A 13727-nucleotide genomic window follows, 5' to 3' on the forward strand; every position below is an offset into this window, starting at 1 on the left:
GGCACTGATGCCGGCCAACCCGGCGAAGACCTTAGAGGCGGCTTTCCCCCTCGCACATCAGGGATTCTCTGTAGGGAGCAGGGGCAGGAAATCGCCAGGCAGAGCGGCGCGGCGCCGGTCAGGCCCTTGCCGTGGGGTCGGTTGCGCCTTCGCCAGCACTGGGTGATGGCCCGGGAACGGCTGCCAGCAGCACGACGCCGGAACGGCAGAATTCACCGGCCTTCGCGAGTTCGGCCGCAATGCGTTGGGCATGCAGAACCGCGGCATCCTGATCGGCGTATTCGCATCCGGTCCCATCGGGAGTGAGACCGTATTTGTCGACGATGTGAAAATAGAAGCGCATGTCAGCCGATTAGGCCGCGCCGCGATCATCTCCTAGTGACAAACGCGTAAGGCTCCCCCTCCAAAAGGAGGAGGGGTGAGCGGCGGTTCCAGGTTGCCCATTTGTAATGAGCAGGATGGTCGCTGCGGATCGCCGGAATATTGCAGGGGCAACAGGGTGGTTTCCCCGCCGCCGTTCGGGTGATTGTCCGATGCCGTCCTCTGAGCCCGAGCGATAGCGTAGGCGCTGTCAGCAAGCTCTGAGAGGAGACGAGCAATGTCACACTATGATCAGAACCTGGCGGCCTCGAGTGCGGGCGGTGGTGGCACAATCGCGGTGGACGCCGGACTGCGTGACTACATGCTGCGCATCTATAACTACATGGCCGCCGGCGTCGGCCTGACCGCTGTTGTCGCGTGGCTGACCTATCAGCTGACTGGTCCGGCCTTGCTGCAGAGCCCGTTGATGTGGGTCTTCATCCTGGCACCGCTTGCATTGGTCTTCTTCATCAGTTCGCGCATCAATACGCTGTCGGTATCAACGGCACGGCTTCTGTTCTTCATCTATGCCGCCCTGGTAGGCGTCTCGCTCTCGACGTTGTTCCACATCTACACCAGTGCGTCGATCACACGCGTCTTCTTCATCGCGGCCGCGACCTTCGGGGCGCTCAGCGTGTTCGGCTACACCACGCGGCGCGACCTGTCCGGTCTCGGCACCTTCTTGTTCATGGGCCTGATCGGCGTCATCATTGCCAGTCTGGTCAACCTCTTTCTGCAGTCTTCCGGGCTGGACTGGCTGATCTCGGTCGTGGGCGTCGGTGTCTTTGCCGGACTCACGGCCTATGACACGCAGCGGATCAAGGCGATGTACGACGACAGGGATGATGAAACTTCGGCTGGCCGCAAGTCCGTGATTTCGGCGCTGTCCCTCTATCTCAACTTCATCAACCTGTTCATGATGCTGCTGCGCCTCGCCGGCGGCCGGCGCTGAACGGGGCCGAGGGCGGCCGTTCAGGCCGCCGGCTGCTTCGCCGCGCTTGCGAGCGCGTCGCGCAGCGCTTGTTCCTTGGTATCATCCAGGGACGTCTTGAGCACGGTCCCCCCGGCCTCCTTGATCTCCTTCAGCACCTTGTCCGCCGTCATGTTCTTGACCAGGACGAACAAGGCGGCGTTGCCGGTCTGGAGCGACGCAGACAATTCCTTCATGAAGGCATCGTCGATGCCGAAATCGGAGAGGGCGCCGCCGAGCGCGCCGGATGCTGCGCCGACCGCGATACCGAGGATCGGATTGAGGAAGATAACGCCGATCAGCAGTCCCCAGAAACTTCCGGTCATCGCGCCGATCGCCGTCGTGTTGACGAGTTGGTTGAGTTTGATGCCGCCGGAATCGGTTTTCACGGCGATCACTGCGTCACTGATTGTGATCAGATATTCTTTCTGCAGCCTGAGCAGCCGTTGACGCACTTCTTCGGCCTTCGCCTCGGATGGATACACGATCGCTACTAGATCGGACATGCAAGCCTCCTGCTGGGTCGAGTTCCGCCGGCCAAGCCTGGTCGGTCCGGCGCGACACGCTGAAAGATTAGCTGCCGCCCCCCTGGCACGGCATCGGAGAAAACCCTAAGGCCCTGGGGATGAATGTTCCTGATGCGCGGCGCTGCCGCCCCCCTGGGGCAATTACGGCGGCATCGTATCGAAAGCCGAAGTCTCGGCTTCGTCTCATTGTGAGCGCTCGCTCGTTGGCGAGGAGAATCCCGATCTTTGACTAGGTAATCACCCGATATTCCAGCCCCGGCGCAAGGCGCATGGTGCAACCGGTGGGCAAGTCGATCGACCCGGGATGCAACGCACGCTCGTGTCGCGAGGTCTTCACATGACTGAGACGCCGTCAATCCAAAAGCTCTCGCTGTTCGCATTGACCGCGATGGTGGTCGGCTCGATGGTCGGCTCGGGAATCTTTTCGCTGCCGAGAACCTTCGGTATCGCCACTGGACCGTTCGGCGCCATCTTCGCCTGGTGCATCGCGGGCGGGGGCATGTACACCCTCGCGCGGGTGTTTCAGGCACTGGCGGAACGAAAGCCTGAGCTCGATGCCGGCGTCTATGCCTATGCGAAGGAAGGGTTCGGCGACTATCCCGGCTTTCTGTCGGCATTCGGATACTGGATAGGCAGCTGCATCGGCAACGTCTCCTACTGGGTGCTGATCAAGTCGACGCTGGGTGCTTTCTTCCCGGTCTTCGGGGACGGGAACACGGTGATCGCGATCGTCGTCGCCTCGATCGGAATATGGCTGTTCCATTTCATGATCCTGCGAGGTGTGCAGCAGGCGGCAGCGATCAACACGATTGTGACGATCGCGAAGATCGTGCCGATCCTCGTCTTCATCATCATCCTGTTCGTCGGGTTCAAGGGGGACCTGTTTCGAGCGAATTTCTGGGGCGGAGAGGGCATGCCGGACAAGAGTTTATTCGAGCAGATTCGTGCGACCATGTTGGTCACCGTATTTGTCTTTCTCGGCATCGAGGGCGCCAGCGTCTATTCGCGCTACGCCAAGGAACGTGCGCACGTCGGCGCTGCGACCATTCTGGGATTTACGATCGTGACGAGCCTGATGGTGCTTGTGACCATGTTGCCCTATGCCGTGCTTCCCCGCGCCGAGATCGCTGGTATGCGGCAGCCGTCGATGGCGACGGTGCTGGAGGCAGTCGTTGGGCATTGGGGCGCGATCTTCGTCAGCGTCGGGCTTCTGGTTTCGGTGTTGGGGGCCTATCTCGCATGGTCGCTGATCTGCGCCGAGGTGCTATCCGCCGCCGGCCGGACCAGGGACATGCCGGCCCTGTTCGGCACGGAAAATGCGAACAAGGTGCCAGCTGCCGCGCTTTGGCTCACCAATGCGATCGTTCAGCTCTTCGTCATCAGCACCTATTGGTCGCAGGATGCATTCGCGTTGATGCTCAATCTGACGAGCGTGATGTCGCTCATTCCGTTCTTCCTCGTCGCGGCCTATGGGCTTCTGCTCGTCAGGCGGGGCGAGACCTATGGTAAGGAAAGCAGCGACAGAACGCGGGACATGGTCTTCGCCGGCATTGCCGTCGTCTACACGCTATTCCTGATCTACTCCGCCGGAATGAAGTTCCTGCTGCTGTCCTTGATCCTCTATGCGCCCGGTACGGCGCTCTATTTCTGGGCGCGTCTGGAACAGAAGGCGCGGGTCTTTACGGCCGTCGAGTGGGTCATCTTCATCGCCGCTGCCGTCGGCGCTGCTGTCGGGATTCACGGATTGGCGACTGGCTACATTACCATCTAGGCAAGGCATCCCGGGGAGAACTCCCATGGCAAAGCAGGCGTCGGACAGCTCGGTTTCCTTTGGGGTCCATTCGGAGGTCGGTCAACTCCGGAAGGTGATGGTCTGCTCACCCGGTCGAGCCCATCAGCGCCTCACGCCGTCCAATTGCGATACCCTGCTGTTCGACGACGTGCTGTGGGTCGAGAACGCCAAGCGCGATCACTTCGACTTCGTGCAGAAGATGCGCGACCGCGGCATCGAAGTCGTTGAGATGCACAATCTGCTGGCGGAGACCGTCGCGATCCCCGAGGCCAAGAAGTGGATTCTCGACAACCAGGTCGTTCCCGATCAGGTCGGCCTCGGTCTCGTCGATGAACTGCGGGGTTACCTCGATAGCCTCAAACCGCGCGATCTGGCCGAAACGCTGATTGGAGGCGTTTCGACCCATGACTTCCCGGACGCCCATGGCGGCGAGATGCTCAAGCTCGTGCGCGAGGCCGCCGGCATGACCGAGTATCTGCTGCCGCCGCTTCCCAACACGCTATACACGCGGGACACGACCTGCTGGATCTATGGCGGGGTCACGCTGAACTCGCTCTACTGGCCGGCGCGGCACGAAGAACCGATCCTCGCGACAGCGATCTACAAGTTCCATCCGGATTTCGCCGGCAAGGTCAATGTCTGGTGGGGCGATCCGACGCGGGACCACGGTCTTGCGACGCTGGAAGGCGGCGACGTGATGCCGATCGGAAAGGGCAACGTGCTGATCGGCTTGAGCGAGCGCACCTCGCGGCAGGCGATCAGCCAGGTCGCTGCGGCCTTGTTCAAGAAGAAGGCGGCGGAGCGCGTGATCGTGGCTGCGATGCCGAAGCTTCGTGCTGCGATGCATCTCGATACCGTCTTTACATTCGCCGACAGGGATTGCGTTCTGCTCTATCCCGACATCGTCAACAACATTGCGGCCTTTTCCTACCGGCCGGCCGACAATTCGGCTGGCCTCGATCTGCGCAAGGATGAAAAGCCGTTCGTGGACGTCGTCGCCGAAGCCCTTGGCCTGAAGAAGTTGCGCGTGATCGAGACCGGGGGCAACGCCTATATGCGGGAGCGCACACAGTGGGACAGCGGCGCCAATCTGGTTTGCGCGTCCCCAGGCGTGGTGTTCGCCTATGACCGCAATACCTACACCAACACCTTGCTTCGCAAGGAAGGGATCGAGGTGATCACCATCGTCGGGGCGGAGCTCGGGCGGGGCCGGGGAGGCGGTCATTGCATGACTTGTCCGATCACCAGGGATCCGGCGGACTATTAGACCATGCGGATCGGACCGGGTTCGATCGTGAGGGCCCGCGTGCCGGGGCGGAGCGCCGCTCCGGCCCCTCTTGCACCCGGCGATCGACGAGGTCAGGCGCAGCATTGGCTCCATGCGTCTATTCCGCGGCGACAACCAAGAGCCCCCGACAGTTTACGAAATGGCGATTCATGGATTCAATCAATGATTTTAAATCATACCATTAACACGCCACAATCGTCGCCCAGGCTAAGGCAATTCCTGGTGCGCGCAATAGCCATCGAGGGGCACCATGCGCGGGTCGAGAGCTCTCTTGCCGGTCTTGGGGTTGTTGGGAACCGGCACCGCTTGGGCAGCGGACGTTGATCTCACTGAACTGAAGGCGAGCAGCCCCATACCGTATTACTCCGCTCCGTCCTGGAGTGTCGTCGGCTCCGTCACGCCGAACTTCACCGACAATGCCCTGTTCAGCCGAGACAACCGCAGGTCGGACTTCTTCTACGAGCCCGACGTGAGCGTCAGGCTGGATGGAAATCTCACAGATGACCTGTCCTACCGGCTCTATGCACGCGCACAATATGACGCCTTTGCGAGAGAGAAGGACGGCAACGCCGCAGTGGCACGGATGGGAGCGCGCCTGACGGAGAATTGGGACGGCTGGCGCTTCTCCGCCATCTACGAGCACCGATACGATTTCGACGGCGTCTATCGCGATCTCGCTTTCACGTCAGACGACGTGATGGGCTCGGTTGCGCGTGACCTCCGCGTGGAAAATGTGACATTCTCACCGCTGTTGCTCCTGACATACCGGTTTTCCGACCTTGCCGAAGCTCGCCGCTGGCGCTTTGATGCCTTGCTCGGCATAGAGGTCAAGCTCGACCCAAAATGGTCGATCGTGAGTACGCCCTTGTTCGAAGCCTTCTGGTTCACGGACGGGCTGAACAGGGGACGACAGGATCAAATCTACTCCGCGGATATTGGCCTGAAGTACAATTTCGCCAGCAACGTTTCGCTCACGACGAGTGTGCTGTACGAGGCACGAGAATCGAACGTCATGGTGCGACGCTACAGGGATCTCAGGATCGGTCCCCGACTTGACTTTGCCTTTTGAGAGGTCTGCAAGATGATGTTGAGGCGTGCTTGGGTGCTGATTGGGGTCCTTGTCGGTTTAACGGCAGCATCCGTCGCAGCGGCGGACCCACGCGACTCTGTCGACCGGAGCCAGCGTCTGGATACCGATGCACTCAGGGACGATGCCGGCACCCAACGGCTGCGGGTGCCGTCTCATCCGCTGGTGACCGCGCCGCCTCCACAGGCAACTCCAAACGCGAAGAAAGGAAGCAAGAGCAAGTCGAACACGAGCGGCGATATGAGCCGCTAGCACATCGCGTCTCAGCCATGGCGCGATCGCCTCGACGCAACGGTGAAAGCCGTTTGCGGGATAGCTATCTATTGCACTGCATTTGAATCGCAGCGGGATAATCTGGCAAGAACTCCACAACCGATCCCCTCCCGATATCGTCGCACATTGCAGGATTTTATTCCATCAGCATCACTACCTGGTGGTGTGATCATCCTGATGGTGTATACTTTGACCATCCCGAGGGCGCGGGTCTCCTGATCCGATGATCGATACCTCGCCTGCGGGGCAGGAGGAGACTTTCGGCGTTCAGCCTCAATGTATTGAGCGTCAGTATGTTGAGCTTCAATGTTGGGGGTCACCGGCGAATAGTGAGTGCTTGCCGTGAAGTTTCATAGCTCCCCCGCCTGTGAGTCGAGTGAAACCAGTGTTCGAGGGTGGTTACGACTTGGCTCGGAAGAAGCCAGCGAACGCCTGTACTGGGTCTTCTCACCCGATCTTCTTTTTGCAGTGCGCCCTTCGTTCGGAGGGCGCTTCCTGTATGAGGGAATCAATCCGGCGTTCGAGCTTCGTCTCGGCGTCTCGTCGGAGGACATCCGGGAGATGGACGTTTCCAACTGCCTCGGCAGGGACGACGCCCGAGCCGTCAGCGAAGCTCTCCGCGCCTGTCGCGCAGAAGGAACAGAGGTCAGGATTCGCCATCGCCTTGCGTTTGGCGGCCAGCGTCAGAACTTCGAAACGACCATCGTCCCGATCATGGACGCCGGCACCGGTGGGGCGGTCCGGTTGATCGGCAGCCATCGCGTCGCGCGCAATGGACTCTTCGAAAACGCCGTTGAACCATCAGACGCCGCGCGCGCGAGCTTCAACTTGCTGTCCATCCAGGAGGATATCCAGCAACGGATTGCGTCCGATCTGCATGACTCGACTTGTCAGCATCTGATTGCTGCCAGCCTCGGTCTGATGCGGATCCGGCAGACCATTGGCGATCCGGTCGGGGCCGTGCGCCTCTGCGACGAGGTCGACGCGTCGATTGATGGGGCGCTCAGGGAAATCCGCGCTTTTGCCTACCTGCTGCACCCGCAGAATCTGACTGCCGAAGGGCTCAAGGCCACGATCGAGCATTATGCCGATGGATTCGCGGCGCGCACGTCGTTGCGGGTCTCGACCAGGATCCTGGCCGACGTCGATCGACTGCCCTACGAGAAGCAGCGTTCATTGCTCCGGGTCGTTCAGGAAGCCCTCACGAACGTATTCCGCCATGCAAAGGCAACGGAGGTGAGCATCGTCATTGACGGGACAAGCAGCCATTTTCGGCTGATCGTCAGCGACAACGGCCGCGGGCTGCAGACCGACCGCGCGAACCAGCCGGTATCGACCGGAGTTGGAATTCCGGCCATGAGAGCAAGGCTTGAGCAGATCGGAGGGGCGCTGGAGATCCGCTCCGATCCAACAACGCATCGTTCCGGCACCGTTCTATGCGCAGTCTTTCCGCATGCATTGGTCACGAACAGGGAGCCGGCGAAAGGACGCCGCTGTCACGAGGGTCGCCGCAGGCACCCACTGAGGGAAGAAAAACACTGACCACCGGCGGTAGGTGGAAGCGAGTTCGTTTCGGGCTCAGCCGCCGAGTAATGACACTGGAGTGCTCGCCATGAAGCGCTTTCTCATCGCTGATGACCACGAGGCGGTACGGTCGGGCTTGCGAGCGGTGCTCGAACAACGAGCGGATTGGGAAGTGGTGGCCGAGGCGAACGACGGCGGCAAGGCGGTGACGGCGGCGATCGAAAGCCGACCTCACGTGGCCATCGTCGATTTTTCAATGCCGCGAATGACCGGACTGGAGGTCGCGCGGCGGATCAGGGAATATCCGCTGCAGACCGAGGTCCTGATTTTCACGGTGCACGACTCCGGCCTACTCGCCCAGCAGGCATTTGAGGCAGGTGCGCGCGCCTTCCTGGTGAAATCGGACGCAAACAGATTGCTGGTGGCGGCCGTCGAATCTCTTCTGGCGCACAGGCGGTTCTGCACCGAAAGGTGTCGGAGCGAACTCAACGGTGGATCTGGCAGCAATGCAGACAGGTACCCGGGGCTCACCCCACGCGAGCAACTCGTCGTCAAGCTGGTTGCCGAAGGCTACAGCAATAAGGGCATCAGTGCGATCCTCGACCTCAGCGTCAAGACCACTGAGGCCCATCGGGCCGCCGCGATGCGCAAGCTGAACGTGAGTTCGACTGCGGGCCTGGTCCGATATGCCGTCCGCGCGCAGCTGGTCGAGGCATGACAATGCCTTGCTGGGATTTGATGGCCGCGGCCACGTCGGTACATTCGGCCGGCCGTCTCGGGGTTTTGCAGGATAGTGCTTTGACCGACGATCGCTACGGTCGCGCGACTGTTCTGCTGCCGACTATCTCCGCCGATTCCGATCGGATAGGAGGCGATACAGTGAAGCGCATCTTGATTGCGGATGATCATGAAGTCGTGCGTTCAGGGTTGCGCGCGATCATCGACACGCGCGCCGACTGGATCGTCGTCGGCGAGGCGACGAATGGCGAGCAGGCCGTCGCGTTGGCTTTGGAGACGAGACCGGACGTCGTCGTCGTCGACTATTCGATGCCCCTCATGAACGGGTTGGAGGTCAGCCGCCGCCTGAAGTCGCTGCGCTCGCGCAGTGAAGTTCTGGTTCTGACGATGCATGAGAACGAAGAGTTGCTGACCGAAGCCATTCTGGCGGGTGTCCGTGGCTTCTTGTTCAAATCGGATGCGAGGAAACACTTGCTGTCCGCCATCGAAGCGCTGATGGATCGCAGACCCTATTTCACCAGCGTGCTGCTGGAGAAGTTGCTCCACGACTACCAGCTCAATAAGCTGAACAAGCCGGATATGCTGCTCACCTCGCGCGAGCAGAGTGTAGTCCAATTGATCGCGGAAGGACATACCAACAGGTCCATAAGCGTCATTCTGCAGTTGAGTGTGAAGACTGTCGAGACCCATCGCGCTTCGGCGATGCGCAAGCTGGGAATGTCGTCGACCGCTGAACTGGTCCGTTATGCCATCCGCAAGAAATTGGTGGCGCCCTGAGGAGTTCCGCCGGCCGAACGATCTTTCGCCAGATGTGAGATCCGAGGTACCATCGACTGCCGCCGGTTCTAGCGGCGCATGCTACACGCAGATGCACGTACGGAGCGATTGCAGGCTCGCTTCGCTTATGCCACAGCCGTTGGTATCCGTATTTATCCCTTGGCGTCCTAGGCTGAAATTGGGAGTGTCCTGGTTTCGCAATGCTGCGAGACTTGTCGGCGCCCGCTGCAAGGAGGTCCGTATGAATAGAAGTGCGCCTGTTGTTTTCGCAATCGTTCTGTCGGCTGTTGCCGTAAACGTCGCGCTTGCTGACCGACCGGGGCCTGACTGGATGCCGATCCAGCAAGTCATCGAGAAGGTTCTTAAGTCGGGCTTTGCGCTGGTCAGCAAGATCGAAGCCGATGACGGTCGCTGGGAAGGCGAAGGCATCAAGGATGGTCAGAAGATGAAGTTTCTCGCCGACCCAAAGACGGGCGAGATCATATCGACCAGGCCTGATCACTAGTGGAGGTCGCCGACGGCGGCGCTCGACGAGCGCCTGAATGTTCCGCTCGAGAACAGGGCTCATTCCTTTCAGGGGGTGGCGTCTTGTAAGTCAGATCGCTCCGCATGCGGCGCCAACGTAGACGCTGCGGCGAGGTTCCTGTGAAGTTCAGCAAGGAGGACGTCGTCTCACGTGAGAGGCCATCCGGAAAGTGAGGTCCTTAAAATCCAATCCTGCCGGCGATCGCGAATGTGACGCCGCCACAAAGACACGCAGGAGAACCGAGCGAGATCTTTGCAAAGTGAGTAGCCATCGTCCCCATGATGGACGGGGGCGAGAGATCAAGTTTTTCAATCACCTAGGAGGCGGCCTGTGCACGACGCCTGCACCGGGAGATCAAAGAAAATCTGCTTTCCGCCAAACTTGAAAGTGTGACATTCCGTATGTTGTGAGACCAACGCCCACGCTATGAAGGGGTAAAGATCGATTATGAGGCGACGAGCCCGCAGGCACGCACGAGGTGGTCCGCAATAGTGCGCGGCTACGAAGAATATTGCGTCCTGACCCCTCTGGCTCATCCGGCGAGGAACCCGCCATCCACAGCAACGACGGTTCCGGTCGCATATCGCGACGCCGGCATGCAGAGGAAGGCCACTGCGCCGGCAATCTCCTCCGGCTGTCCCCAGCGCTTGAACGCGGTGCGGTCGGCGATGCGCTGGTAATGCGCAAGATCAGTACGGCCGGCGGCGTTGATCGCCGTTTCGATATAGCCGGGTGCCACCGCATTGACGCGGATGCCGTCTTCGGCCCACTTCAAGGCCAGCGCCTTGGTCAGCATCACGACGCCGCCTTTGCTGGCGCAATAGGCGGGAATGCGCGGCAGCGCCAGCGTCGCATTCATCGAGGCGATGTTGACGATCGAGCCCTTAGTCTCCGCGAGCCGCGGCTGAAACGCCATGCAGGTTCGGAACGTGCCGGTGAGATTGACGTCGAGCACCTTCATGAAGGTCTCGATTTCGAATTCCTTGTCGCGCGCGAGAATCCCGGCGCAGTTGACCAGCGCATCGACGCGCTTGTGCTGCCGGGCGAAGGACGTGACGGCGGCATCATCGGTCACGTCGAGTGTCGCGAGCGCAAGACCCGCGCGCGGCTTGAGCAGGGTGCGGTCGAGATCGGCATCGTTGGCGCCCGTGGCCGTCACGGTCGCGCCGAGATCGCAAAACTGGTTGCTGATCGCAGCGCCAATGTCGCCGGCGCCGCCGATCACGACGGCGTGGAAGCCGGGTGCGAGGGAGAAATTCGAACTCATGGGCAGGGTCTCATTTCAGGGATTTCGGAGGCTGGGCCGTCGATTCACGCACCACCAGCGAGAAATCGATCTCGCGATGCATGATGGTCTGCTCGCCGGCAAGGCTCCGCACCAGATATTCTCCGGCGCGCTGCCAGGTCTCTCCGGTCGGAACGTGGATCGTGGTCAGGCTCGGCCGCAAATGGCGGCTCCAGTCGAGGTCGTCGAAGCCGACCACGGATAGGTCGCGCGGCACGGAGAAGCCGTCGCGCTCCGCCTCGAGCAGGACGCCGTAGGCGATGACGTCGTTGCCGCACACCACCGCCGTCGGACGGTCCTTGAGATTGAGGAGATAGCGCGCTGCCTCGCGCGCGTCGTCCAGCGTATAGGGCACCTCGACATGCCATTGCGAGGGAAGGTCGATGCCGTTCTCGGCGAGCGCGCGGCGAAAGCCGGCGACGCGGGCGCTGGCGCGGTCGTTGTTGCGCTGGAGCGCCGAGACGATCCCGATGCGGCGATGGCCGAGCTCGATCACATGCGCGGCGGCGCGATGGGCGGCGGCTTCGTTGTCGGTGCCGACACAGGGGTAGGGCCGGTCCGGCTGATAGATGCCGACGTTGATAAAGGGGACTGCATTGTCCGCGAGCAGTTTTCGCAAGCCGTCGTGATGACAATCGCCCCGCAGCACCAGGCCGTCGACGCCGCGGCTGATCAGATTGCGCGCCTGCTGCAATTCGACGTCGAGGTCGTAGCCGCTCGTGGTGAGAAACAGCATGTATCCGACCGAGGAGAGATATTGCTGCAGCGAGGCGATGCCGCGCGCGAACATCGTGTTGTCGATCGTCGGCACGATCGCGCCGAGTGTGCGCGAACGCCGCGACGACAGGATCCGCGCCGGCGCATGCGGGATGTAGCCGAGCGCGTCAATGGCCTTTTCAATGCGCGCGCGCAGGGACGGGCTCACCGCATCGGGATTGTTGAGCGCGCGCGACACCGATGCCGTCGAGACGCCGGCGCGCGCCGCCACGGCGCGGATACCCTGTTTCGCAGACTTGGCGTTGGTCAGTCTCATGTAACGTTACATTGTGCGGCGCAACCCGAGCGTTAGCCGGAATGTCGCAAATCTGCCGTAGATTGTGCAACTTGTCCATCGCTTGACACGGCGGATGCGAGGTCTATTTTGTAACCGTTTTCAGATAGTGATCAAACGTACTCAAAATGGTCCGCCAGCTTAAGGCGGCCAGCCGGGAGGAGAGTTCGATGAAGGCCAGGATGCTCGCGACCCATGTCGCGTTGCCCGTTTTCGCGATTGCCGCCGCCAGCGCGCCAGCACACGCGGCCGATTTCGACTGGATGAAATTCAAGGGCAAGACCGTCACCTTTCTCGCCAACAACAATCCGGTCGCGCAGGCGCTGCTGACCTACAAGGCCGATTTCGAGAAACTGACCGGGATGACCCTGAAGGTCGACGCCTATCAGGAACAGCAGATGCGCCAGCGCCTGGTTACCGTCATGAACGCGAACAGCGACGAGGTCGACGTCTTCATGACGCTGCCCTCGCGCGAGGGCGAGCAGTTCGCCGCTGCCGGCTGGTACGGCGATCTCACCGCGATGGCCAGGAACGAGGTTGCCAAGGACTATGATCCGAATGGATTGAGCCAGGCCTTGCTCAAGGCCGCGACCTTCAACGGCAAGCTCACCAGCATGCCGATGAACATCGAAGGTCCGATCTTCTACTACCGCACCGACATCTTCAAGAAGTGCGGCCTCGAGGCGCCGAAGACCATCAAGGACGTCGAGGCTGCCGCCGAGAAGATCAAGACCTGCGACGGCGCGGTGACGCCGTTCGTCTCGCGTGGCCTCAAGCCCGCGATCGCCTACACCTTCAGCAACATGCTGCACAATATCGGCGGCACCTACATCGCGAGCGGAAAGTCGAACCTCTGCTCCGCCAAGGGCAAGGAGGCGCTCGATACCTATAGCCGGCTGCTGCGCGATTTCGGTCCGCCGGGCGTCGTCAATTACAGCTTTCAGCAGATCTCCGCGCTCTACCGCAGCGGCCGCGCGGCGATGGCGTTCGAATCCTCGAACGAACTGCGCACGGTGATGGAAGGCGGCGCGCGCCTGAAGGACACCGGCCTGCTGCCGTTCCCGGCAGGCGAGGCCGGCCAGGTGCCGACCACGATCGGCTGGGGCATGGCAGTGTCCTCGCACAGCAAGCAGCCCGAGGCAGCCTGGTACTTCGTGCAGTGGGCGACCAGCCCCGAGGTGCAGAAGAAGATGGCGCTGCAGGGCATTGCCCCGCCGCGTCCGTCGGTCGCCAAGGACCCTGAATATCGCAAGTGGATCGACGAGGAGCCGGTCCGCAAGGAATGGCAGGCCGCGCTCGACGTGCTCGCCACCAAGGGCTCCTCCGAGGTCGGCTATCCCATCGTTGCCAACCCGGAATCGCGCGAGTTCATCGGCCAGGCGGTGCAGGATCTGATCCTGAAGCAGAAGCCGGTCGAGCAGGCCTGCGCGGATGCCGACAAGGCGCTCGATGCGCTGATCGCCCGGAAGTAACGGCTTCATGCCGGCAGGCTCGCTGCCTGCCGGCACCTCATTCTCAAGGAAACGGGC

The 13727-nt window shown here is 61.3% G+C and carries 13 protein-coding genes; 9 read left to right on the top strand and 4 right to left on the bottom strand.

What is annotated here, in order from left to right; genetic code table 11:
* Nucleotides 1-118: 118 nt before the first annotated feature.
* Entirely contained in the window at nucleotides 119-343 is a 225-nt protein-coding gene (locus AC1RQP_RS28945; protein ID WP_492940026.1) for a DUF6894 family protein, read from the bottom strand.
* A 255-nt stretch (nucleotides 344-598) separates the two neighbouring features.
* On the opposite strand from AC1RQP_RS28945, the gene AC1RQP_RS28950 reads away from it, so the two are divergent.
* Nucleotides 599-1312 (top strand): Bax inhibitor-1/YccA family protein, encoded by a 714-nt coding sequence (locus AC1RQP_RS28950; RefSeq protein WP_492940028.1) that lies wholly within the window; start codon nucleotides 599-601, stop codon nucleotides 1310-1312.
* 20 nt (nucleotides 1313-1332) lie between these two features.
* Here AC1RQP_RS28950 and AC1RQP_RS28955 read toward each other — a convergent pair whose 3' ends face one another.
* Complete coding sequence (locus tag AC1RQP_RS28955) at nucleotides 1333-1836, bottom strand: DUF1269 domain-containing protein (RefSeq protein ID WP_492940030.1); 504 nt, start codon at nucleotides 1834-1836, stop codon at nucleotides 1333-1335.
* Nucleotides 1837-2194: 358 nt separating this feature from the next.
* Here AC1RQP_RS28955 and AC1RQP_RS28960 point away from each other — a divergent pair, with 358 nt between their 5' ends.
* The 7 genes from AC1RQP_RS28960 (at nucleotide 2195) to AC1RQP_RS28990 (ending at nucleotide 9841) form a co-directional block, all read left to right on the top strand.
* Nucleotides 2195-3628, top strand: coding sequence for a basic amino acid/polyamine antiporter (locus AC1RQP_RS28960; protein ID WP_492940032.1), 1434 nt, complete (start codon nucleotides 2195-2197; stop codon nucleotides 3626-3628).
* A gap of 25 nt (nucleotides 3629-3653) precedes the next feature.
* Entirely contained in the window at nucleotides 3654-4916 is a 1263-nt protein-coding gene (gene arcA / locus AC1RQP_RS28965) for an arginine deiminase (RefSeq protein WP_239625959.1), read from the top strand.
* A 292-nt stretch (nucleotides 4917-5208) separates the two neighbouring features.
* Nucleotides 5209-6006, top strand: a complete 798-nt coding sequence (locus tag AC1RQP_RS28970) for an outer membrane beta-barrel protein (protein WP_492940034.1) — start codon at nucleotides 5209-5211, stop codon at nucleotides 6004-6006.
* Nucleotides 6007-6630: 624 nt separating this feature from the next.
* The gene (locus tag AC1RQP_RS28975; RefSeq protein ID WP_492940036.1) at nucleotides 6631-7839 is read left to right on the top strand and encodes a PAS domain-containing sensor histidine kinase; all 1209 of its coding nucleotides are present in this window, start codon (nucleotides 6631-6633) and stop codon (nucleotides 7837-7839) included.
* A gap of 70 nt (nucleotides 7840-7909) precedes the next feature.
* The gene (locus AC1RQP_RS28980) at nucleotides 7910-8539 is read left to right on the top strand and encodes a response regulator (protein WP_239625953.1); all 630 of its coding nucleotides are present in this window, start codon (nucleotides 7910-7912) and stop codon (nucleotides 8537-8539) included.
* A gap of 161 nt (nucleotides 8540-8700) precedes the next feature.
* A complete protein-coding gene (locus AC1RQP_RS28985; RefSeq protein WP_239629351.1) occupies nucleotides 8701-9336 on the top strand; it encodes a response regulator transcription factor in 636 nt (211 codons plus the stop codon).
* A gap of 241 nt (nucleotides 9337-9577) precedes the next feature.
* Nucleotides 9578-9841: a PepSY domain-containing protein gene (locus tag AC1RQP_RS28990; protein WP_492940382.1), complete on the top strand. Its 264-nt coding sequence runs from the start codon at nucleotides 9578-9580 to the stop codon at nucleotides 9839-9841.
* Between the two features lie 553 nt (nucleotides 9842-10394).
* Here the strand turns inward: AC1RQP_RS28990 and AC1RQP_RS28995 are convergent.
* The gene (locus tag AC1RQP_RS28995) at nucleotides 10395-11129 is read right to left on the bottom strand and encodes an SDR family NAD(P)-dependent oxidoreductase (protein ID WP_061883555.1); all 735 of its coding nucleotides are present in this window, start codon (nucleotides 11127-11129) and stop codon (nucleotides 10395-10397) included.
* Nucleotides 11130-11139: 10 nt separating this feature from the next.
* Complete coding sequence (locus AC1RQP_RS29000) at nucleotides 11140-12180, bottom strand: LacI family DNA-binding transcriptional regulator (protein WP_239625948.1); 1041 nt, start codon at nucleotides 12178-12180, stop codon at nucleotides 11140-11142.
* A 188-nt stretch (nucleotides 12181-12368) separates the two neighbouring features.
* Between AC1RQP_RS29000 and AC1RQP_RS29005 the strand changes: the two genes are divergently transcribed.
* The gene (locus AC1RQP_RS29005; protein WP_492940039.1) at nucleotides 12369-13670 is read left to right on the top strand and encodes an ABC transporter substrate-binding protein; all 1302 of its coding nucleotides are present in this window, start codon (nucleotides 12369-12371) and stop codon (nucleotides 13668-13670) included.
* Nucleotides 13671-13727: the final 57 nt, after the last annotated feature.

The sequence above is a fragment of the Bradyrhizobium sp. GW821-FHT13H06 genome, assembly GCF_058803975.1.